Source organism: Microcoleus sp. B4-C2 (genome assembly GCF_036705265.1).
Classification (GTDB): domain Bacteria; phylum Cyanobacteriota; class Cyanobacteriia; order Cyanobacteriales; family Microcoleaceae; genus Microcoleus.
The window spans coordinates 1-21,514 of record NZ_JAUBUB010000044.1 but is presented as its reverse complement, the minus strand read 5'-3'; the positions used below and the strand labels follow the sequence as shown (position 1 = coordinate 21,514).

At 47.1% G+C, this 21,514-nt stretch carries 15 protein-coding genes; 8 read left to right on the top strand and 7 right to left on the bottom strand.

Annotation, left to right across the window (positions count from 1 at the left end; all coding sequences use genetic code 11):
- Positions 1-22 precede the first annotated feature (22 nt).
- On the top strand, positions 23-2,122 hold the full coding sequence (locus tag QUB20_RS14630; protein WP_333246469.1) for a hypothetical protein: 2,100 nt from the start codon (positions 23-25) through the stop codon (positions 2,120-2,122).
- Positions 2,123-2,180: 58 nt separating this feature from the next.
- Here QUB20_RS14630 and QUB20_RS14625 read toward each other — a convergent pair whose 3' ends face one another.
- Together QUB20_RS14625 and QUB20_RS14620 are read right to left on the bottom strand one after the other, a co-directional pair.
- Complete coding sequence (locus QUB20_RS14625; RefSeq protein WP_333246471.1) at positions 2,181-3,125, bottom strand: hypothetical protein; 945 nt, start codon at positions 3,123-3,125, stop codon at positions 2,181-2,183.
- Between the two features lie 94 nt (positions 3,126-3,219).
- Positions 3,220-3,393 carry a hypothetical protein gene (locus QUB20_RS14620; protein ID WP_333291433.1) on the bottom strand — a complete coding sequence of 58 codons (174 nt, stop codon included), beginning with the start codon at positions 3,391-3,393 and terminating at the stop codon, positions 3,220-3,222.
- A 902-nt stretch (positions 3,394-4,295) separates the two neighbouring features.
- Here QUB20_RS14620 and QUB20_RS14615 point away from each other — a divergent pair.
- Positions 4,296-6,356, top strand: a complete 2,061-nt coding sequence (locus tag QUB20_RS14615; RefSeq protein WP_333246474.1) for an iron uptake porin — start codon at positions 4,296-4,298, stop codon at positions 6,354-6,356.
- A 131-nt stretch (positions 6,357-6,487) separates the two neighbouring features.
- Here QUB20_RS14615 and QUB20_RS14610 read toward each other — a convergent pair whose 3' ends face one another.
- Positions 6,488-7,741: an FIST N-terminal domain-containing protein gene (locus QUB20_RS14610; RefSeq protein WP_333246476.1), complete on the bottom strand. Its 1,254-nt coding sequence runs from the start codon at positions 7,739-7,741 to the stop codon at positions 6,488-6,490.
- A gap of 740 nt (positions 7,742-8,481) precedes the next feature.
- Here QUB20_RS14610 and QUB20_RS14605 point away from each other — a divergent pair.
- The 5 genes from QUB20_RS14605 to QUB20_RS14585 all read left to right on the top strand — a co-directional run bounded on the left by QUB20_RS14605 (position 8,482) and on the right by QUB20_RS14585 (position 12,621).
- Positions 8,482-8,718, top strand: a complete 237-nt coding sequence (locus tag QUB20_RS14605; protein ID WP_190662788.1) for a Calvin cycle protein CP12 — start codon at positions 8,482-8,484, stop codon at positions 8,716-8,718.
- Positions 8,719-9,118: 400 nt separating this feature from the next.
- Entirely contained in the window at positions 9,119-9,739 is a 621-nt protein-coding gene (locus tag QUB20_RS14600; RefSeq protein ID WP_333240730.1) for a DUF3177 family protein, read from the top strand.
- Positions 9,740-10,001: 262 nt separating this feature from the next.
- Positions 10,002-11,456 (top strand): hypothetical protein, encoded by a 1,455-nt coding sequence (locus QUB20_RS14595; protein WP_333246478.1) that lies wholly within the window; start codon positions 10,002-10,004, stop codon positions 11,454-11,456.
- 389 nt (positions 11,457-11,845) lie between these two features.
- Positions 11,846-12,127 (top strand): peptidoglycan-binding domain-containing protein, encoded by a 282-nt coding sequence (locus tag QUB20_RS14590; RefSeq protein ID WP_333246480.1) that lies wholly within the window; start codon positions 11,846-11,848, stop codon positions 12,125-12,127.
- A gap of 221 nt (positions 12,128-12,348) precedes the next feature.
- Positions 12,349-12,621: a peptidoglycan-binding domain-containing protein gene (locus QUB20_RS14585; RefSeq protein ID WP_333057934.1), complete on the top strand. Its 273-nt coding sequence runs from the start codon at positions 12,349-12,351 to the stop codon at positions 12,619-12,621.
- A 48-nt stretch (positions 12,622-12,669) separates the two neighbouring features.
- Here the strand turns inward: QUB20_RS14585 and QUB20_RS14580 are convergent, their stop codons facing one another.
- A complete protein-coding gene (locus QUB20_RS14580) occupies positions 12,670-16,065 on the bottom strand; it encodes an ATP-binding protein (protein WP_333246482.1) in 3,396 nt (1,131 codons plus the stop codon).
- 943 nt (positions 16,066-17,008) lie between these two features.
- Here QUB20_RS14580 and QUB20_RS14575 point away from each other — a divergent pair.
- Positions 17,009-17,308, top strand: coding sequence for a DUF7734 family protein (locus tag QUB20_RS14575; protein WP_333240746.1), 300 nt, complete (start codon positions 17,009-17,011; stop codon positions 17,306-17,308).
- Positions 17,309-17,587: 279 nt separating this feature from the next.
- Here QUB20_RS14575 and atpC read toward each other — a convergent pair whose 3' ends face one another.
- The 3 genes from atpC to QUB20_RS14560 all read right to left on the bottom strand — a co-directional run bounded on the left by atpC (position 17,588) and on the right by QUB20_RS14560 (position 20,623).
- Positions 17,588-17,995, bottom strand: coding sequence for an ATP synthase F1 subunit epsilon (gene atpC / locus QUB20_RS14570; protein ID WP_333058306.1), 408 nt, complete (start codon positions 17,993-17,995; stop codon positions 17,588-17,590).
- A 177-nt stretch (positions 17,996-18,172) separates the two neighbouring features.
- Positions 18,173-19,630 carry a F0F1 ATP synthase subunit beta gene (atpD, locus tag QUB20_RS14565; RefSeq protein WP_333240747.1) on the bottom strand — a complete coding sequence of 486 codons (1,458 nt, stop codon included), beginning with the start codon at positions 19,628-19,630 and terminating at the stop codon, positions 18,173-18,175.
- Between the two features lie 138 nt (positions 19,631-19,768).
- Complete coding sequence (locus tag QUB20_RS14560; protein WP_333240749.1) at positions 19,769-20,623, bottom strand: PEP-CTERM sorting domain-containing protein; 855 nt, start codon at positions 20,621-20,623, stop codon at positions 19,769-19,771.
- Positions 20,624-21,514: the final 891 nt, after the last annotated feature.

Below are 21,514 nucleotides of genomic sequence, written 5' to 3'. Positions count from 1 at the left end.
GAGCCTTCAAGGGGAAAGAAAGATGAAAAAATTAGAATTTTTGCTACAGAAAGAGGGCGATCGCGCCTGGTTGCCCCTAGAAACCTCCGACGTGGAAATTCTAGAAGGTAAATACCGCGTGGTTGCTCGCATTCAGCACCCCAACACCGACATCGAAATTCGCGTTACCCATACCTCCTTCGACCAAGGGGCGCAGCGGAAAGTCCAAAGCCGATCGGCCCGCACCAACCCCGAAGGATTAGTCGTGATCATTCCCTACACCAGGCTCAAACCCGGACTGTGGGAACTATCCTGCTTGCCAGATCCCAAAGCAACACCACTAAAACCTTGGCAGTACGGCGTTCAGTTAGAAGTATTGCCCGCAGAATCGGAAACCTCCGAACCGCTACCGCCGATCGACCAAATCGAACCCGCCGCTTCCCCCTCAGCCCCAAAAATCGCTTCCCCGGTCGATCGCGCAGCCCCACAAATCGCTTCCCCGGTCGATCGCCCCGCACCAACCCAAATCCCAGCAGCCGATTCAGCACCGCAGCAGACCAAAATCTACCAATTTCCTATTCCCCAAACCCCCGAACCAAAACCGGGCGTCCAACTCGAACTCCTCCTCGATCGAGAAACCTTCGTCACCCAACTCGGTCGCCCCTTAATCATTTCCGGCAAAATCGACATTCCCCAAAACCCGCAACACCCCCAACAAAGCAGAAAAACAGCAACTCTCATCCCCGAATCCGAAGCGATAGAACTCAAACAACTCATCGGTTCAGCACAACTGCAAATTTACCTGCGTGACCCCCAAACCTCAAAAATTCTCGCAGAAATCCAGCAACCGATGCCAGAACAAGTTCCCCCCTGCATCTTTGCCTGCGTCACCTACATCCCAACCGAGTGTAAAAGCCGCCTCATTTTAGGAGAAGCAATTCTTAGCAGCGGCGGCGTCACCCTAGCCACCAAACTATTCACAATTACAGCTCGTTTAGAGCACCTTCTAGAGGAAATTAAAGACAATTTCATCGAAGAAAAGCATCAAGCTGAACCCTCCCCAACAGCCTCAAAACCGTCTGGAAGCGCCAAAAATATATCCTTCCTCAAGCTAGTAGAAAAATCCTTAGACCCTCCCTCCCCTGCTGAAGTCCCAACCACTGAAGCCCTACCCCCTCTACTGGCTTCGCGTCACACCCCAAGTGCAGGCGGTCTAGAATTGCCCGCATTCGGTAACAAACTGCCCGACAGCAGCAGATCGCAATTGCTGTCGGAAATCTCCGATTCGCCTCAAACTGCCCCAGAGTCGATCGACCCACAAACCAAACCCTCAGACATCTCAAATCCCACTCAAACAGCCGAAATCGGAGCGATCGACCAAAAACCCGAAAACAGCCCAGAATTAGAAACAACCGCCCCAGAAACCGCGCCAGCACCCACAAAACAGGCATTTCAAACCTTAAACGTCGAAAGTCGATTTTGGTCGCGACTGAGTTCCCTAGCCAGCAACGGTGAATCCCCCGACTGGCTCAAAGCAACCACCCTGTCACCAAATCCAACAGCCGCCGCCAATAGCAGCGACGAAATTGCCGTTGTGGAAGAAGAAAGCAGCCCAACCCAGCAGCAACCCGAAACCAGCGAAACAAATTCCGATCCCAAATCTACTAGCCCAGAAGCCAGAGAATTTGTCGTTTTTGACGAACCCCCGCAGCCGAAACAAGTTGCTCAAAAAACCAGAACAGTCGCCACAGAAGACACTCCCCCAACTCCCTACGTTTTGCCAGAAGACGAGTTAGTACCGATGCCGATTTTGGAATTGCCGCGCGCCGAAATCATCGCGGGCCAGGCTGTAAAAGTGCAAGTGCAACTCCCGGAATTAATGCCCCGGATTTATGTGAAAGTTTGGGTGTACGATCGACAAACATACCTGATTCTCGACGGGCCGCGCTGGATTACCGAATTTAAAGCTAACGGGTTGGGAAATGTGCGAGCAAGTGTCGAGTTAGAGATTCCCTACGGCTGCATGGAAGTCGAATTTGAGGCGATCGCCGTCGAAATGCAAACTCAGCGGGAAAGCCACAAAGTAAGCGTTCACCGCCAAGTTTTACCCCCAGCCGGGCCAACTTTACCCCTCGAAGGGTAAGCCAAAATCCGCGTGCATCCCCGTTCATCCGCTGACATCTGCGGTTAAAAAATCCTACTTACTTGCCCGCCAACTGCCGAAACTTCTTCTTAAACTTATTCTTATACACGTAGATCGATCGCTGTAAATCCTCAACTTGCAGCGACATCTCGGCAGCCAAACCCGTGCGGTTCCAAACATCCTCCTCACACTTGCGGCGGCAAAAATTCATCGGTTCCGAGTAAACTTTCCCAGTAGATAAAGTCGGCTTCGGCCCGCACCAGTGAATCACCGTCGCCTGAGTGCGATCGCCCGCAGGCCCGCTTGACTCAACCGGAAACCGCTTTCTCAACAAATCCTGGTCAAAATCCGGCACCAACAACTGCATATCCACATTCTGCACCCGCAGTCGATTTTCTTGTGCCGCCCGGAAAATCATAAAGTTCAAAAAACCCATTTCTCCGTACTTAAATATCTTCGGATTTGCCGCCGTAAAATCTAAAATTTCCACATATTCTTCCAAGCTAAAAACGCCGCGTTTAGCAAAGAAAGTACCCGTGCAGAAATAGTTCGATCGCGATTCCGACCAACGAAAATTCGGGAAATGCTTCTCAACGCCCGGAATGTCAAAGAAAAATTCCGAAATCTCCGCATCCGGGTAATCGTAACAAGGCTTGTCTACAATAAAATCAAACTCTTGAAAGTTAGCCAATTTGAGAACATCGCCCCAGACGATCGTATCGGCATCCAAAACCATAAAATTTGACCAAGGACTTTCCCAGAAAGCAATCATTTTAGTTTTGCCCCAACCAAAACTTCTTTTCCTGAGAACTTCTTCAGAAACAGTTGTGCGATCGATAACCCGCACCCCATAGGCTTTTTCCAAAGCACTCACAGAAAACGTACCGTCAATCAACAGACAAATCGGCACATCTCCCAGGAAATAGCGGATGCTAGCACAGCAACCCTTAGCAAACAGATAATCTTGGTCGCAGCAGGCAATAATAATACCAAAATCTTCCATAAAACCTCACTTTTTTACTAATACCAGTTACCCAAAATAATGCAAGTGTATGCCGATGTTTCCAACTTGTATGTCATCAGTTATTTCCAATTCTTTAATCGAAAATCGAAAATCGAAAATGGTATAACTTGCCCACCCACAGCGTTTCGGTTTTTTGTTCTGACAGCAGCTCTATTTTTGAGTTTGGCATTTTAGCCAGCTTAGCACTAAACTCCTGCGATCGTCCGTAGGTAAAAACATCGTTCAAACCGCTAGGAATATCGGGCATAGTCGATCGGTCAAGCAAGTGAGCTTTCCCTGCGCCAACAGCGGGTCAATCGATTTTAGATTTTAGATTTTAGATTTTAGAATTGAAGCATTGACTTGCGCGAGATAAATTCGGGGCGCAAGTTTCATCGGATACAGGTTTTTTATTTCTGGACGGATGAATCACGTGGCGGGTATCCTGGATGCGGGAATTGTCAAGCACTACCAGTTCAGTCGTACTCAAACAACAAAAAAGTTGTGTTAAAATAGCCGGAAATTAAACCCGCCGACGGTTAGTCTCAAAAAAGGCGATCGTCCTGGCAAGTCCCGACGGCAGCGGGCCTCAAAAAAACAAAATTGGTCAAGCCTGAACTTTGGTTTGGATCGGGTCAATCTACCAGCCTTTAAGTCTCAGTTCCCCACTCATGGCGGGAAAATAGCCCCTGCCGGGTCGCGAGGTTTAAACTTAGGTTAAAAACCTTGACATTATAGGAGATAAAGCTGTATAAGGGATGCGACAAGCAGCCACAATCCTACCTATAACTGTCTGTTAAGTCGGGCGTAACCGAGGACTCTGGGCAGTTGTCAGTTACAGGCAGATTGTGGTTGAACCCGTAGAACCAGTTATCGATCGCCCGCAGAGCAATTCAAGCAAGTCGGGCGATCGAGAGATGAAATTAGCACGTGATGGTATAATCTACTGTAATGTAATGTGGGCTTGACCTGAATTGATGCCTGGGGGTATAAGGGCTGGGCCCCTACGTTCAAGCAGAAGTAGACACGCCTACTGTGAATCAACAGTGAATCAACAGTTATGGATAGGTTCTATTTTGGCAGTTATTGTCAACAGGCAAGCAACCACAAAAATTAGCAGTTGGGAATTGCTGCTCGTCGAGTTGAATAGAGTGTGAAGGTGTGAGGAAAATGAACAGAACTTTTTGGAATTTACTGCTAGTATCCCCGGCAATTCTGGGGCTATCATCAGTCATGAGTGCCACTGCGATCGCCGCAGAAGCGACCGCAACCCCTGAAGCCAACCAACTAGCTAAAGCTCAGTCATCTGAGTCAAAAATTGCAGAAATAGTTGGAGAAATAGTTGCAGAACCAGTTGCAGCAGCCCCTGCTGCCCCAGAAAACCTGGCTTTAAACAGCAGCCTCGAAGCGGCCCCAACCCCGGTCGTTAAGGAAGCAGACGCTGAAAAAATCGCCTCAATCGAACCAGAAACCAGCGCGGCAGCACTGCAAACAGCACTGCAAACAACAGGGAGCGACATCGAGTTAGCAGCCCCAATCGCTCCGGCCAGCGCAGCAGCGACTGAACCCCTAGCAGCAGCAGGCACTGCCGAACCCTCGCCCCAAGCATCCGACTTGGCAGAGCAAATCAGCCAGACAGAAGTTGCTGGGAAAATTGAAGTGCCAGCAGTCGCCAGCACCCCAGCTACTACCCCAGCTACTAAGGTAGAAATTGCTCAGACAGTACCCGGAGGAATGGGCGGCCCCATCGTCCCTGTTGCTCCCCAAGCACTGCCGGCCCAACCGTCGGGAACCATGTCCCAGGTGACATCAGTCACTCAGCTCTCCGACGTGCGGCCGACAGATTGGGCATTCCAAGCCCTGCAATCCCTAGTCGAACGCTACAGTTGTATCGTAGGTTATCCCGACGGCACCTTCCGCGGCAACCGCGCCCTGACTCGCTACGAATTTGCAGCCGGCGTCAACGCTTGCTTAGACCAGATAACCCAACTAATTGGGTCAACAGGTAACTTAGTTACCCGAGACGACTTAGCCATCCTGCAACGCCTGCAAGAAGAATTTGCAGCCGAACTCGCTACCCTGCGCGGACGAGTAGACGGCCTAGAAGCTCGCACCGCAGAACTCGAAGCCAACCAGTTCTCCACCACCACCAAATTGAATGGAGAAGCCATTTTTGCAGTCAGCGACACCTTCGTCGGAGATGATCTCAGCCTTGAGGACGACGACACTGTCACCAACTTCGGCTACCGGGTGCGCTTGAACTTAAACACCAGCTTCACCGGTCGAGACTTGCTCAGAACCCGCTTGCAAGCAGTCAACACCGCCCGCTACGATAGAGCCACCGCTACCGGTACAAACATGGCTCGCTTGGCTTTTGACGGCGATGATGGCAGCCAATTCACACTAGACGAAGTGTACTATCGGTTCCCGGTCGGTCGCGCTACAGTCTTTGTCGGTCCTAAAGGACTTGACCTCGATGAAATTGCAGACCAGGCTTCTACCTTTGGTAACTCTACGAGTTCCGGTTCACTTTCCAGATTTGGAGTTCGCAACCCGGCAGTATTCCGCGGCCCGCAGGGAGCAGGCGCAAGTGTGAGTTTCAACTTGGGCAGCCTCCGAGCTACCGCAGGCTATCTAGCCTCCGACGGCGATGCTCCCAACCCAGCAGACGGCAGGGGCGTTTTCGACGGTTCTTTCAGCGCTCTGGGTCAGATCGGCTTTTTTAGCAGACCGTTTGACTTGGGCTTGACTTACACCCGGAAATACAATCGAGCAGGCGATGTTAGCCTCATGGGCGGCGTCGGCAGTTCTTTGGCTAACCGGCCCTTCGCTCAATCGCCCACCGCATCAGATAACTATGGCGTGCAAGTTAACTTCAAACCCAGCCGTCGCTTTCAGATTGGCGGTTGGTACGGTTATACGAAGGCTGAACAACTGCGGGGCGGCAACAATGACGCGACGATCCAAAATGGTGCTATCACTTTGGCCCTGGCAGATTTTGGGCGGCAAGGCAACCTCCTCGGCTTCGTCTTCGGTGTACCGCCAAAAGTTACCGAGAGTGATGTCGCCAGAAACCGCGACACCTCTTATCACTTAGAGGGTTTCTATCGCTTCCAAGTCAATGACTTTATCTCAGTGACACCGGGCGTTTACGTGATTCTGAATCCCGAACACAACAACAACAACGACGATATCTGGGTCGGACTCCTCCGTACAACCTTTAGTTTCTAAGGCTTCTAGACATCTAGTTACAGCTAAAAGCGGCAGGCGACTGCCGCTTTTATTTATTGGTCATGAGGCGATTTTAGATTTTAGATTTTAGATTTTCAACAGTCAACAGTCATCAGTCAACAGTTCACCAATTATGAATTTTGGCGGCAAATCCCGAATACGGATGTGTAGCCGTGCAGAAATGTGCTGCCGCCGACGGGGCCGATTTCGCCGTTGCAGAAAAAGCCGCCCAGGGGGATGTTTTTGAGGTATCGGCCAAAAAGTCGGGAGTCAAAGTTCGATTCCCCGTAAAGCCCTTCACCGCGCCCCAGACAAGAGAACATCAAGGCGCCGACGCTGGATGTACCACTGTACTCGGCGGCCCGCTGATAGCGATCGAGCAGCATTTCTAGGTCTTCTGCAGAGGTGCGCGCGTCCCGCAGGTGAAATTGGATGCGCTGTCCGGGACGGACTCGATCGCCGATCGCAATTGCTCCCACTTTCGGATCTACTCCCAACAGATTGCGGATTAAAAAATCTCCCGGCTCTAATTTCAGTTTGAATTCATCGCTGACTAAGCCTACAAATAACGAGTGCTGGGCTAATTCTCGGTCTTCTTCGCTCAAAGTTTGAACTAACTCTCGCAAAGCCTCTAAGGGCGATCGCTCGATGCCCCCGCTGCCGATATCATCGGTTTGTTCTTCGAGTTTCAGCAAAATATTGCGATCTCCTTCCGTCACCCGATAAGGATGCCCGATCGGCCTGCAGCCTTGAGCGACGATCGTTTCCAAAACTATATTGCCGCTCAAAGCTACCCCAACCGTCCCTTCTCGGTAAAGCTGATAGTCGCAAAACAGCGCCGCGCCCCTGCCCGCACCGTCCCCCCCAGCGAGTCCCCCTACCTTCGCCGCGCCCGGATAGGCATAATCGAGCCCTTGTAGCAAATCGTTAATTTTTGCGGAAAAGGGGTCAGCCAAGATGATGAACTGCGGTTCTTCCTGGGCCGGCACGCCCAAGAGATCCACCCAAGTATCCGGGGGACTGTCTAAGTCGGGCAGTTCTTCTGAACCGACATGAAAAGTTCTGACATTCACTCCCGGCAAGCGCGCCAGACTGAGGCTGACTGCGGGAGATCCCTCGACTTCTTCGGTGAGGCCCCCCCGGTTCGTGCCGATGACTCCTCCCCCGCCACATCCCAGGATCGCGGGCACTGGCAGCATTTCTCGGAGTAAAGGCATCAGCCGAGAATACTCGCTGGCAAAGGCAGACGAGATAAATATCAGTGCTAAATCGGCCTGGCCTTCTAGGTCGCGATCGGCTTGTTCTACAACTTCTTTGAGGGCGGATTCCAAAGAGGGACGGGTTGATAAAGCGCTGACCCATTGCATTTGGTTTTGGGTGTACATAAGGCAAACTTCTCTATAAAACTATTTCTATACATTAGGCTAACTGGAACTGGCCACTGGGGGGACGCTATTCTTGGGCGATCGATTCCCCCTCGATCGCCGTTCTTGTGTTAACATAAGTTAACATGAGTGTCCCATTAATCTGTTAACTGTTAAATCCCGTGTTCAGCTAAATCTTAAAAGATAAAGCTCAATACAGTTTGACACACCAACCTCGTGTAATGTTTTCATCAAAAGTAAGGTTGGCTCGACCTACATTGATGCCTGTGGACTAGAATCCGCCTACGGGCTAGTAAAGCAGGGAGTAGAGACGGCTACTGCGATCGCAGTTATGGATGGTTTCTCTCTGGGCTGCTGCAACCGCACCGCATCTCAAGCTATTATTAGCTGGGGTCGCCAGACCGAAACAGCAAATCCAACCCAAACTAACATCCCAAAAGAAAACCTTTCTTACTTAATAAGGTCAACGACCCAGGTCTAAAGACACGCTCGCTTCGAGCCTTTGACTTAAACCACAGTTGACCAGCCGTATACTTTAGAGGTCTACGTTTTTTGAGTTATGACACCAAGTGGCTGCTTAGCTAGTCCCTTGCTCTGTCGTTAACGGTTAAACATCTTTATTTGGGTTAAGGACGTGCCGTTAGCCGAACAAGCTCACTAAACAAAGGCGCGTGCTAACATTACCTAGAAATAGGTCGGGGACAACCATATTCTCCTACACATTCATACCAACAAGTTTTATGACAACAACACCCGCAGGCAACATCCAAGAGAAAATTGAAGAAGAACTAGAAAGCGCTCGTACCGTCTGTGACCTCAAGGGCGCAACTTCCGGGGAATGCGCGGCGGCGTGGGACGCAGTTGAAGAACTGCAAGCAGAAGCTTCCCACCAAAAGCAAGTCAAACCTAAGAATTCTTTTGAAAAATTTTGCGACGACAATCCTGACGCTGCTGAGTGCCGCATCTACGAGGAATAAACGAGCCATTTAGCTCTATGCCGAACCTCCCGCGCCGAAATCTAACTTTTGGCGCGGGAGAATTTTATTTTAGGGGTTGAGCCTTGAAATAATGGTGAGATTTGCCCTCTATCCCAATACGGTTCAAATCCGCCAGCTTCCCCCTCGCCCCCCAAGGGGGACAAGAATTTGCTCTTGCGTCCCCCAAAAGGGGCGAGGATGGGAAGGAGATATCTCAAGAATAAACAGTTTTAACTCAAGCGTATTGCCGTCTATCGTGTCTCAAGTACCTTTCAAAGCGCGCCAAGTACCTTAGAAAATGTAGCAGTAACTAAAACATTAAGACCGTGTTCTGGTTGCTGATTTTTTAGCATTTTTGTAGTAAAATTTGTGACAAATAAGTGAGTATATTTTCCCAAAGATGTTGAGTCTTTTATTGGCAGCCACCGGGCCTTGGTTTCAACCGCTAGTGTGGATGGATTACCGTTTGTCTGTGTTATTAACAATTTCGATCCCGCTGGTAGTGCTGATTTGGGCTGTTGTGGCAAAAGCTGAGGCGATCGTCCGTTTGTCGATTATTTATTGGCGGGTGGCGAGTTTGCTGGCAATTACACTTTACCTGATGATGGCTGCGCTGCCTGTGAGCTTTGTATCGTCGGTGATTGGGAGGGCCTTAATTCCTGCGAGTCTGTGGTTTTGGGAGGATTTAAACGAAGAAATTGCCGATCGACCGCAGTCGCCCCTGAAACTGGCTTTTACAGCTTGGCGGTGGGCGATTACTGTTTACAGCGGTTTGGGCGCTCTTGCTCAACTTCCCTTCTTAAGCTGTGCTTTTAAATCGCAAATTGAGGTAATTGACGAACCTTTTTGCCGCATTTGGTTAGACCCACCTTGGCTCTATAAACAAATGTTTCACCCTACTACAACCCCTCAATTTTTGGGATTGTTGGGTCTGATTGGTTTAGCTATCTATGTAATTTTCTTGTCATACTTTGTGCTAATTAGACTAGGAAAACAGGGGAGGTCAGCTACCGGAAATTAAGTTTAGTTTTAGTTAGTATTTCCCTCCTAAATGGCAGCTAAATTATTCCACCAAAATCTCATAAATCCCAAATAAAAACAGCCGGGGCGCATCTAGGATAAAATCAAACTAACAGCCGGGTGGCTGACGTGACCCGCCCAAAAACGGATACAAGCCGTGGACTCCAGTCGTGGATATCTAACAATTTTAGACTAAGGTTCCAGCTTCCAGATTCATCTGTCGAGAAAATCTAAAATCTAAAATCTAAAATCGACTGACAGTAATGTTATTGGGAAAGACTGTGATGGATAGCAAACAAGCCTACTTACAGTGCTTAGACAGGCTGATTTGGGCGATCGATCGCCTGGAAGCAAAAGTCGAACCAAGTGAACTCGCTCGGATTGCCGAACTGATTGTTCAGCCGATGATGGGGCCCTGGCGGTTTTTTCACACTCCCGAACATATTTTTGATGTGGGGGGAGATGAAGATGCGATCGAGGTTTTGGCAGCTTTATTTCACGATACCGTCTACCTACAAGTCGATCGCAGCATTAACTTTAACGTCAGCTACTACATCACTCCTGTTGCAAAAGAGGTTAACCAACACCTACAAATTCGGGATAAATCTGAACTGCCTGCGGATGCTACCTTCGAGATGGTAATGCTGGTATTCAATTTTGTACCGGGCGAAGTCCTCAATCCTTTGGCTGGACAAAACGAATTTCTCAGCGCTGTCGTAGCAGCAAAAGCTCTAGAACCATTTCTCAAACGCGAGCAATTGCTTCAAATTGCCGGCTGCATTGAAGCAACAATTCCGTTTCGCGCCGCCGATGCGGGAGTAACGGTAAGCCAGCGTCTTTATGAGCGCTTGCAAGCAATAAATAGCCTGTTTAACCTCAGTTTAACGGACGAGGAAATGCGGGAAACGGTCAAAAAAGCTGTGCGAATCTCTAACCGGGATGTGATGAGTTTTGCTCACCATAGTTCAGCCCATTTTTTGGCAAATACCTGGAATTTACTGCCGGAAACCAATCACAATCTCATATGCTGGGGTTTTTACACGGTTCGCGACTACCGAGTTGCTTTGGTGAAGATGGAAGGTTTTCTGAATTATCTCAAGCCAGAAATAATTTTCCGACAGTTTGAGGGATATCCAGACGATCGCACCTATCAGCGCTGGGAAACTACTGCTAAGTACAATCTCGAAATTGCGAAGCTTTATTTGGGGTGCAAACTGGCTGCCCTAGCCCTGCTAGAAGCTCTTTCTTCGGATTTGGGGATTGAGGTTTCTCTGGCGATGATGATGGGAGGAATTCCGGCTCAAGTTCCTAACTGCGTGCGCCTGGAAAGCTTTTTTCCAGAAATAGAGAAACCTTATAAACCTAAAATTAGTTTAGAAGCGGAAGTATTGAATTTATTAGAAAATGGGCGGGCTAAAAGCACTTCTAATACCGATTTGGAGAGTTCGCCCCTGACAACGTTTGTGGTAAAAATTGTTGGCTTTGACGAAATGCGCTATCAGTGCGATCGAGCTAAGGAATTTTTTAGAGAAAATCTCAACGCCGACGAGTTTATTTCTGACTTTAACCCGATAGTTACAGAAATTGTCATAGATTCCATTCTCAAGTTGTTTGACAGCCGGAAATCTACTATTTACCGATACTACGATATCACTTCTAAGTTAAAGTCGCAACCCCAGACCAATTTTCCCGATCGCCCTTTTCGCTCAAATGGTTAACTAGCTTTAAATACAGTATTTTTGCCTACTCTATAGAAAAAACCCTTACTCAGCTTATACAAGAGTGGAGCGATTACACCGTGACACGATTGATTGCCTCGCTTTCCCTACGTCAATCTGCCTATCCATCCCGACACCAACAGCCCTACAGGTATGCTGTGGGGCTTCCGGCAAAGATGCTAAAAGTTGATAAAAAATGGAAATTCGCTGCTGTTTGCCTTTGACAATTATTTTATACAAAAGGGATTTGATAGCGGGCTGTCACTCATTTGAGCTACCCCAAATAAGCGTCACTATAAAAAGCGACTGTTAAAGCACTTCCCCCCACAGCTACAACTGGGGAATAGCAAGTTCAAACGACTTGCAAACCACTAATCCCCAATCAAACAATGCAAACCACAAACCCTATTTACGCTCAATTGCCTCTTTGCTCTTCACTGCCCACACTGAAACGAAATAATAGCACCACTGCCAATCAAAACGTCCGCTATCTCCAACAATCCTTAGTTGAAAACGGATATCCCGTCGCAACTGATGGATTCTTCGGCCCAAAAACCGAAGAAGCAGTCATCAGATTTCAAAAGGAAAATCAGATTGCTGTTGATGGCATTGTTGGCCCTCAAACTTGGAGTCTATTAGGCGCTTGTTATACAGGTGAACCCGGATGTTAAATCCAAGTTAACTAATCCTAGGCGCACGGGTAGCAAGAAACTGGGTTGTTTCACTGCAATACTTCTTTTTCGCCCCCAGAAACGCTAAAAAACCTGGTGGTTGAGCGAAGCCGAAACCTCGTTTATGCCCGTTAAAAGTGCATCCAGGAGTATTAACTAACATCTTTTCCCCACTTCTCTACTTTTAAACAACTTGCAAACAACCAATGGAGAATCAAACCATGCAAACCACAAACGCAATTCGTACTGAATTACCTTCCTGCCGTTATTTTCCCATACTAAAACGCAACGATGGTGTCACGCAAAATGAGGACGTTCGCTACCTTCAGCGACTCTTGAACACCAAGGGATTTTCTTTAAATACTGATGGAGGATTCGGCCCGAAAACCCAACAAGCCGTTATCAATTTTCAAAACCAACAACAAATCGTTGCTGATGGCATTGTCGGCCCTAAAACTTGGAATAAATTGGGTGTTTGTACAACTATATTTTAAAGTTTGTGCAACCATGTGTTAAACAGAGTAGGGCGTGCAGTGTGCGCCCTATTTTTCTGTCGAAGTTTCCACCCCACACCACCCCTCCGGGGCTCCGTACATTCGATACTTGCGAGAGCGTTTGAAATACAGCATTGCTACCCGATCGTCTGGATTGATTTGTAAAATATTCTGAAATACTTTTTGGGCGGCAACAAATTTTTGCTCGTAGTAAAAATTGAGGGCTTCTTGAAAAACCTCCGCAGTTTGCTGCTTGAGTACAATGCTTTCCTCTGTTTCTGTATCGTAAATTTCAAACACCGACACAGCATTTGTCTTTCCTTTCACCGTTACTCGATCGACAAATCTGTACTTATATTTTTCTGGATCGTCTAGGCGATCGATAATTGCACCGCTAACTAGAATGCCCGCGCCGTAAACCTTAGTCAATCCTTCCAAACGAGACGCGAGATTCACCGCATCAGCAATCACCGTACTTTCCATCCGTTCTCGTTCGCCGATGGTACCCAACATCAAATTGCCCGCGTGCAAACCGACGCCGATCGCGATCGGAAACAAGCCATTTTTTTCTCGCTGCTGGTTATAGAGATTTACTTCTTTCTGCATATCAATTGCTGCTCGCACACCATCTTCAGGGGATGTAGGAAACAGTGCCATTACTGCATCACCAATGTATTTGTCAATAAACCCGTTATTTTTCCTAATTGCAGGGCTAACCCTTCCCAAGTAAGTATTAATAAATGTAAAATTTTCATCCGGTGTCATATTTTCGGAAAGCGCAGTAAACGAGCGAATATCAGCAAACAGCACTGTCATATCTCTTTCCTGATGTTCGCCTAATTTTACTTCAATAATACTCGGCTTTTCCAGCAAGTTTAGAAAATCGTGCGGCACAAACCTGCCGTAGGCTGCATTCAGTTTTGCTAGGCGAATTTGCGTATTAATTCTCGCCAACAATTCCTTTTTTATAAAAGGTTTAGTTACATAATCATTGGCTTCTAAGTTAAAAGCTTCTACCAAGTCAGTAGTTAGATTTTTTGCCGTCAGCATCAGAATCGGCATTTCTAAAGGCGAGTATTTTTTGCGGACTTCTCGACATACTTCATAACCCGTCATCTGCGGCATCATTACATCAAGTAAAATTAAGTCCGGCTTAAATCCTGATTCAATCAGATTTAAAGCTTCTAAGCCGTTGCTCGCTTGAGTAATTTCGTAGTTGGCTAGAGAAAGACTGTTGATGATGACATGAATATTAATCGGCTCATCATCAACTACCAAAATTTTTAATTTTTCACTTTCTAGCGACTCGGTATTGTCTAATACCTGAGAATTTATTATAGAGGATTGGCGGGCTAGTTCAGGAGTAATAAAAATGGGAGAACCCTCGGTTAAACGCGGCTGTATGCTGCTAAATTCCGGTTGACTCTCAGATACGGGCAAAGTAAAGGTGAACTGGGAACCGACGCCTACAGTTGAAGATACCGAAATTTTACCTCCGTGCAATTCCACTAATTGCTTGGCAACAGTTAACCCTAAACCCGTGCCGCCATATTCTCTAGCAGTGGAACCGTCAGCTTGTTCAAAGGATTCAAAAATTCGCTCTAATTTATCTTCGGGGATGCCAATACCGGTGTCAGATACACTAATCGCTAATTGGGAATTAGGCAGTGATTGTGCGTTGCCCGTTACCAATTCTGCTGAAATTTCAACTCTGCCGCTTTCGGTAAATTTAATTGCATTGCCGATTAAGTTGTAAAGTATTTGCTGCAAGCGATTCTCGTCTGCTGCTATTGGCGGCAATTCAGGAGCGACTGAGTTAATCAACTGCAAGTTTTTTTTGCCTACTAATGGCTGAGACAAAGTGAGAATTACAGAGACTATTTCTCGAATACCGACTGACTTAATTTGCAGTTCTATCGTTTTGTGTTTTAGCTGAGAAAAGTCCAGAAGATCGTTAATTAAAGAAGACAATCTTTTGCCCGATGATGAAATTAAAGCTAAGTTAAAATTTGTTGGTTCTGGCAGTTGTCCAGTAGCACCGTCTATTAAAGATTCTGCAATACCAATAATGCCGTTGAGCGGAGTGCGGAGTTCGTGGGAAGTATTGGCTAAAAATTCGTCTTTCAGTTTGTCGAGTCGCTGCAATTCGGTATTTTTAGTTTCTAATGCAGTAAAAGATGCTTGCAGTTGTTGTGCCATGCTGTTAAAAGCAGCGGCAAGTACGCCCAATTCGTCGGATCGATCGAGCTTGACAGTTTGGTCAAATTGTCCTTCAGATAAAGCTATTGCTGCATTTTTTAATTTTATAAGAGGTTTGATAATCCAGCGAGAAGTGAGAATTCCTAACACACTTGCCATGCCCAAAGCTGCCAGACATAGCAACACTGTAGTTCGGTTGCCCGCATGAATTTGTTCCATAAAGTCGGCTTCGGGAACGACAACGACAATCAGCAAATCTAAACCCTTGTCGTCTTGAAATGGCAGGACTTTTAAAAATTTCTGCTGGCCGTTGATTTCAACATTTATTTGCTGCGATTTTGTAATTTGGTGCAAGTTTTGAAAGTGACTTTCTAAATATTTAGCTGTAGTTTGCGTTACTGCGTCGCTGCTTTCTGTAACTTTAAACAGTTCTTTTTGACCGTTTTGGGTGCGGAAAGGTTTTTCGGCTGTGGAAGTTGCCAGCAGCGTGCCGTTTCTTTCGATAATAAAAGTTTGACCAGATTTACCTATTTTGAGGCTGTTTAAAAATTGACCGATACTGTCGAGACGCAAAGCAGCAATTAATACTCCTTCTAGCTGTTTCTGGCTGTTGTAAACTGGTTGCAGCGCGCTGAGGAGTAAGGTGGGTTCTAGGAAGGATATATAAACTGAACTCCAAGTTGGTTTGGCTTCTAGAGCCGCATAGGCGTAGGAAGGGTGCTGTCGGATGTCGAAGTTTTTAACGGAGGCGGCTACTGTCGTGCGATCGCCCGTATCATTAGTATTGTAAGAATAAAAATTAAAATTTGTAGAAGGCCCCGATGCGTTAATCAATAAAGTGCCATTAGACATCTTTTCGCCAGTGCGATATTCTCCATCTTGATTAGCGATCGATGTAAAATTGATATAAGGATATAATTGCACTTGTCGCCATAGATACTTTTCCCAAGCTGACAAGTCTTTCATGTTCACAAAACCGAGTTTCACCGCATCCAGCTTGCTTTGATTGATTTGGTGCGGAGTTTGCAGATAAGTTCTCAAATTTTGCTCGATGCGATTGCTCACCTCCCCCATCAACTGATCCGCAAGGTCATTCACTGCTCTTTGAGAGTTCCTAAATGATAAGTATCCTACAATACCCACCGCTGCAAATACTTGCAAGACAAAGGGAACTATGAGTACAGTTTGCAGCGTTGCTTTTCTTGAAAGTTTTGCCACTAAGTGCTTGAGAGAAAGAGTGGACATAACATTAGTTTAGGTTGAAAAACCCAGTTAATACTTGGAGCTAGTTCTTACCGCTGGTAAGTATTATAAACCATTTTGTACTTAAACACAACTTACACAAGGAAGACGCGATATCGGTTCTACAATCTTTCATCTTATACCAAATTATTAAAAGTCAAAGCGAACCGTAGAGACACGGCATTTCCGTGTGCTCGTCCCCGCGCCGGACAAGGCATTTCCCTGTCCCTACCGATGTTCACATACAATATATCTGTATCACTACTTTTCATCCAAAGCTTCTATCCCCGACTATCCTTGTGGCACTCCAGACATTCCATTATTTAGAGAGCGCTGAGAGTAAATTGCTGCTAAGGAATGAGAATTAAATAACTTCCACTCTTGAAAGTGGGATGGGCGTCTCGCCCGTCCAAAAAGGACGGGCGGGAGGCCCATCCCACAATAACAATTAAAATTGTAAGTTATTTAATTCGCGATCCTAACTTATCTTGAGGCTTTCTTTCGCAAATCTTATTGAATAATTTTTGCGTCTAAGTAAAATTTTTCTCGAAATAAAGCTCCAGACATTTTTGAAATTCACCAGCAGTTGCCTGTTTTAGTTGAATGCTTGGTTCTGTTTCTGCATCATACAGAATATTCCAGGTTTATGAATTATACCGCGCTCTCACGGGGTTTATTTACAGTTCTCGCATCTTAACTGATTCTGTTGATCGAAACCCGGTTTATCCGTACTAAATATACATAAAATATGCTGTAAAATATTGAACAAGTAGGTTTTGCTGACGGAAAATATTGCAACTTTTTTTTTACACAATTTATATTATGTGCGCTTACTTCCGGCTGTTAAAAAAGGTTTAATTAAGAATAAAATATTGGCTCGCTGCCCCTGAAATTAGCCACAAAATTAAGCTATATTATAGCAGATTTCAGGAAAGTGATATTTGCTATGGCTGACTCTATTGCTCGTCGCTTGGAACAATACACGGTAAAACGATCGCACGAAGTTTTAATCGTCAAGGCCGAAATTGACGGCGAATTCGATGAAATTGCTATTTTTAAAGGCTTTTCTAGCTCCCTGACGCGATCGACCGCGAGCGATCCAGAGGTTCCTGTTTTGCCGGAGGAAGCAAAAATCATCAGTATCGATCGCGTGGAGAGTCCCTACAATCCAAATAACCCCCGCTATCTTCAGCAGGGGTTATCTTGGGAAACAATGCAATCTCTATTGTCCGAGGCGGGAGTTTAGGGCGGACACGAGTAAATTTGGGCGGGCACGGGGGCACCGCCCCTACTGAGAAATCTCGCTTTTACCTGAGTCTTGATCCCCCTCGCATCCCCCTTAATAAGGGGAGTAGGGGTTGACTTTGAGTAGGATCTTGTTCCCCCCTTACTAAGGGGGGTTAGGGGGGATCGAGGCCTTACCGTCAGACAGCAGACTGATACTAGGTTTGACGTGTTTTTTGACACCAATGGGGCAGTGCCGTGTTCCTATTCTATATCTTGTACTTCACCCAAGGGAGAAATGCTAGAGCGTGCCGCCGGCAGCTTGGAAACGAGCTCTCGCGCGTTTGATTGCTTGCTTAGCTTGAATTTGCTCTTGCAAAGTGCCGGTAGTAGCCTTTTGCAAACGAGCTTCTGCTTCGGTGTAAGCAGTACGAGCAGCTTCTTTATCAATGGTTTCGCCTTTTTCAGCGCCGTTGACAAGAATAGTAACTTTGTTTTCTTGGATTTCTGCAAAGCCGCCCATCAGAGCAATAGACACCCATTCCTTGCCGGGACGGACGCGCATCACTCCGGTATCCAAAGCTGTCAACATTGGAGCGTGACCGCTCAAGATACCCAGTTGGCCTGTGGTGCTCGGCAGAATTACTTCTTCAGCATTAGAATCCCAAACAGTTTTGTCTGGGGCCACTACGCGCACAGTTAATGTCATAAATTGTCCTTAGTCATTAGTCATTAGTCAGCAGTCAGCAGTCAGCAGTAATTAGTAATTAGTCATTAGTCAGCAGTCAGCAGTCAGCAGTCACTTAGTTGTTAACAGTTAAAAGTTAACAGTTAACAACTAATGACCAATGACTAATGACCAATGACTAATAACTCATGACTAAAATTACTTGGCGTCAGCCTTCATTTTTTCAGCTTTGGCGATCGCCTCGTTGATATCGCCCACCAAATAGAAAGCTTGTTCTGGTAACTCATCAAGTTCGCCAGCCAAAATCATCTGGAAGCCCTTAATGGTGTCTGCCAGCTTGACGTACTTGCCGGGGGAACCGGTGAACACTTCAGCCACAAAGAACGGTTGAGACAAGAACCGTTCAATTTTGCGAGCGCGAGAAACTGTCAAGCGGTCATCTTCCGACAGCTCATCCAAGCCCAAAATTGCAATAATGTCTTGCAATTCCTTATAGCGTTGCAGAGTTGACTGCACCTGACGAGCAACACCATAGTGCTCTTCGCCGACAACGCTAACTTGCAACATCGTAGACGTAGAATCCAGCGGGTCAACCGCAGGATAAATCCCCTTCGCAGCCAAGCCGCGAGACAACACAGTTGTAGCGTCCAAGTGAGCAAAAGTCGTAGCCGGTGCGGGGTCAGTCAAGTCATCCGCAGGTACGTACACAGCTTGAACTGAAGTAATCGAACCTTCGGTAGTCGAAGTAATCCGTTCTTGCAAGTCGCCCATGTCTGTACCGAGAGTCGGCTGATATCCCACAGCCGAAGGCATCCGACCCAACAGAGCCGATACCTCAGAGCCCGCTTGCACAAACCGGAAGATATTGTCAATGAACAGCAGCACGTCTTGCTTGCTGACATCACGGAAGTATTCGGCCATCGCCAGAGCCGACAGGCCCACGCGCATCCGAGCACCAGGCGGCTCGTTCATTTGACCGTAAACCAGAGCAATTTTTGACTTGCTGCGGTCTTCTTCGTTAATAACCCCCGACTCGATCATTTCTTTGTAGAGGTCATTACCTTCGCGGGTGCGCTCGCCCACACCACCGAACACGGACACGCCACCATGAGCCTTGGCGATGTTGTTCACGAGTTCCATCATAATCACGGTTTTGCCGACGCCTGCGCCACCGAACAAACCGATTTTGCCGCCGCGACGGTAGGGGGCCAGCAGGTCAATCACCTTGATCCCGGTTTCAAACACCGAAGGCTTGGTTTCCAGTTCGGTGAAAGCCGGCGGGTTGCGGTGGATGGGCATACTTTCGGAAGTATTGACCGGGCCGAGGTTGTCTACGGGTTGACCGATGACGTTAAAAATCCGGCCGAGAGTTGGGATTCCGACTGGAACTTGGATCGATTCCCCGGTATCTACTACTTCCATGCCACGCACCAAGCCGTCGGTGGTACTCATGGAAACTGCACGCACTTGGCTGTCTCCGAGCAGTTGTTGAACTTCGCAGGTAACAGCAATGTCTTGACCTGCTTCGTTTTTGCCGGAAATCGTGAGAGCGTTATAGATTTGGGGCAGTTTGCCGCCTGGGAATTTTACGTCTACAACCGGCCCAATGATTTGGGTGATGTAGCCTACGTTCGTTTTTTCTGCGGTGGATACCATGAATAGTGCCTTTGTTAGGATGCTATTTTTCCCGTTATGGAAAAAGTCTTAACATTTAGAAATGCTATTCCTCAGATTACCACTGAACAGACGCACTATTTAGATTTGTATGGGTCTGGTTAAGAGTCATTTTTATGGTTACTGCCCTCGCTTTTTTTTCCTGCGAGCCGCAGCCAAAGCCCCGATCCCCAGGATAGTCCCGAATACTGTGACTGGTTCGGGGACTGGTTCGGGGGCTGGTTCGGGGACTGGTTGGGGGACTGGTTGGGGGACTGGTTGGGGGGCTAACTGAGCCAACACGGTGAAGTCGTTGAAGTCTAGCTTGGTTCCTGGTTCGGCATCGTCGAAGGAGATTTTTGTGCCATTAGCCAGTTCGGCCATTGTGAGGGATGAAAATTGCTCTGGGCCTTTACCGCCGTTGATGTTTGCAAAGGAGCCACTGGAGTTGTTGGGGAGCACAAAGTTACCTAACACAGCAAGCTGACATCCCGCCACCAGACATTCATCTCTTCGGAACTGGGTGCCAGCGGCCCGCCATTGGGAGCTGTTCATGAAGGTGCTTGACGAGACGTATTGCGCGAGAGGGTTGCCACTGCCGGTGTCGCTCCACAGCAGCAGGGCATAAATTTGATCCTTCAAAAATCTGAAGTTTTGGGTGATGGAGCCGTTTTCGGAGGTGACTGCGTTGCCGAAGGTTCCTTTCCAGTTGTTGGCAGAGCCGTTATCTGAGGGTGTAGTCTCGTAAAACAGTCTGGCGATGTTGGTGTAGCCATTGTTTTGTGGCTCAGCAGCTTTGGCTGCTACCCACAAGCTGGACTGGTAAGAGTTGTGAGATTCTAGGAATGTGAACTCTACATTGGTATCTTGATCGAACTGGATGCCGTCGGTGCCAAACATGAAAGCTCGGACGGGCAGGCAGATGCTGAGCAACATTGTGGTTGCCAAGCTGGCGACTGTAAAAGATGTTTTTTTGACTAGCGTTAAGGTAGTCATAACCCTGATTCCTCCTGTATTGTTAGGTAGTTAGGCCCAAAATGCCCTAAATGCCATGTTGCCGTGACGCGAATAGACGATCGCGAGACTGCGATATTTAGGACGATCGTCAAACCTGAAGAAGAGGCTCCACACCAGTGAATATACATACATATCTCACTTAAGGGTGTTTTGCAGTAAATGAGTGCTTCTTCTAAGAGTTTTCACTGACACTAGATTGGCACAGTTTAATCTGTAACAGCAAGATTTTCATCCGGCCTAGACTTCCAAGCTACTACATTTACTTGGTTTCGGTAACTGTCTAAAGTTGAGTGCAAGACTTGCCTATATTGGCTTTCATCAAAAATACATAAAAATTTTACTCGATCTTTATGAAGTTTTGGTAAAGTTCCTCCATAAAATATAAAGTTTTTGAGAGAAAGTCGGCTGTTCGGTTAGTTGCTCCTGAAAGCGGGCTGCAAGCTGCTCGCCCGATGCAGAAAGAAGCGGGAGCGCCGGCGAGTAGGGATTTGAGCGAGTTTTTTGCTACTTTAAGCAAGATGTATAACAGGCGAGCGATACTTACGTAGTTTTGACTAAAATTCCGAGTTTTTTAAACCCCTAAACCTCGCGTTATGTGCCATATTTTCCGCCACAGTCCCGAACAAATTAACCCGGTTGTTTAAGGTAATTGTGGTAAGGAAGCAGTGAAAGTCAAAAAAAGAAACCAAGTTTGATTTACCTCGCATGATTCCTAGTAAAAAAAAAATATGTAAATCATACTAAGGCTCGCGAATTAAATAACTTACAATTTTAATTGTTATGGTGGGATGGGCGTCCCGCCCGTCCAAAAAGGACGGGCGGGACGCCCATCCCACTTTCAAGAGTGGAAGTTATTTAATTCTCATTCCT

Bases quoted from the DNA above. Each gene is read 5' to 3' on its own strand.
- QUB20_RS14605 (WP_190662788.1), top strand. From the start codon at position 8,482: ATGACAACAACACCCGCAGGCAACATCCAAGAGAAAATTGAAGAAGAA.
- atpC (WP_333058306.1), bottom strand. From the start codon at position 17,995: ATGACATTAACTGTGCGCGTAGTGGCCCCAGACAAAACTGTTTGGGAT.
- atpD (WP_333240747.1), bottom strand. From the start codon at position 19,630: ATGGTATCCACCGCAGAAAAAACGAACGTAGGCTACATCACCCAAATC.
- QUB20_RS14580 (WP_333246482.1), bottom strand. From the start codon at position 16,065: ATGTCCACTCTTTCTCTCAAGCACTTAGTGGCAAAACTTTCAAGAAAA.
- QUB20_RS14585 (WP_333057934.1), top strand. From the start codon at position 12,349: ATGCAAACCACAAACGCAATTCGTACTGAATTACCTTCCTGCCGTTAT.
- QUB20_RS14610 (WP_333246476.1), bottom strand. From the start codon at position 7,741: ATGTACACCCAAAACCAAATGCAATGGGTCAGCGCTTTATCAACCCGT.
- QUB20_RS14560 (WP_333240749.1), bottom strand. From the start codon at position 20,623: ATGACTACCTTAACGCTAGTCAAAAAAACATCTTTTACAGTCGCCAGC.
- QUB20_RS14575 (WP_333240746.1), top strand. From the start codon at position 17,009: ATGGCTGACTCTATTGCTCGTCGCTTGGAACAATACACGGTAAAACGA.
- QUB20_RS14590 (WP_333246480.1), top strand. From the start codon at position 11,846: ATGCAAACCACAAACCCTATTTACGCTCAATTGCCTCTTTGCTCTTCA.
- QUB20_RS14620 (WP_333291433.1), bottom strand. From the start codon at position 3,393: ATGCCCGATATTCCTAGCGGTTTGAACGATGTTTTTACCTACGGACGA.
- QUB20_RS14595 (WP_333246478.1), top strand. From the start codon at position 10,002: ATGTTATTGGGAAAGACTGTGATGGATAGCAAACAAGCCTACTTACAG.
- QUB20_RS14625 (WP_333246471.1), bottom strand. From the start codon at position 3,125: ATGGAAGATTTTGGTATTATTATTGCCTGCTGCGACCAAGATTATCTG.
- QUB20_RS14615 (WP_333246474.1), top strand. From the start codon at position 4,296: ATGAACAGAACTTTTTGGAATTTACTGCTAGTATCCCCGGCAATTCTG.
- QUB20_RS14600 (WP_333240730.1), top strand. From the start codon at position 9,119: ATGTTGAGTCTTTTATTGGCAGCCACCGGGCCTTGGTTTCAACCGCTA.
- QUB20_RS14630 (WP_333246469.1), top strand. From the start codon at position 23: ATGAAAAAATTAGAATTTTTGCTACAGAAAGAGGGCGATCGCGCCTGG.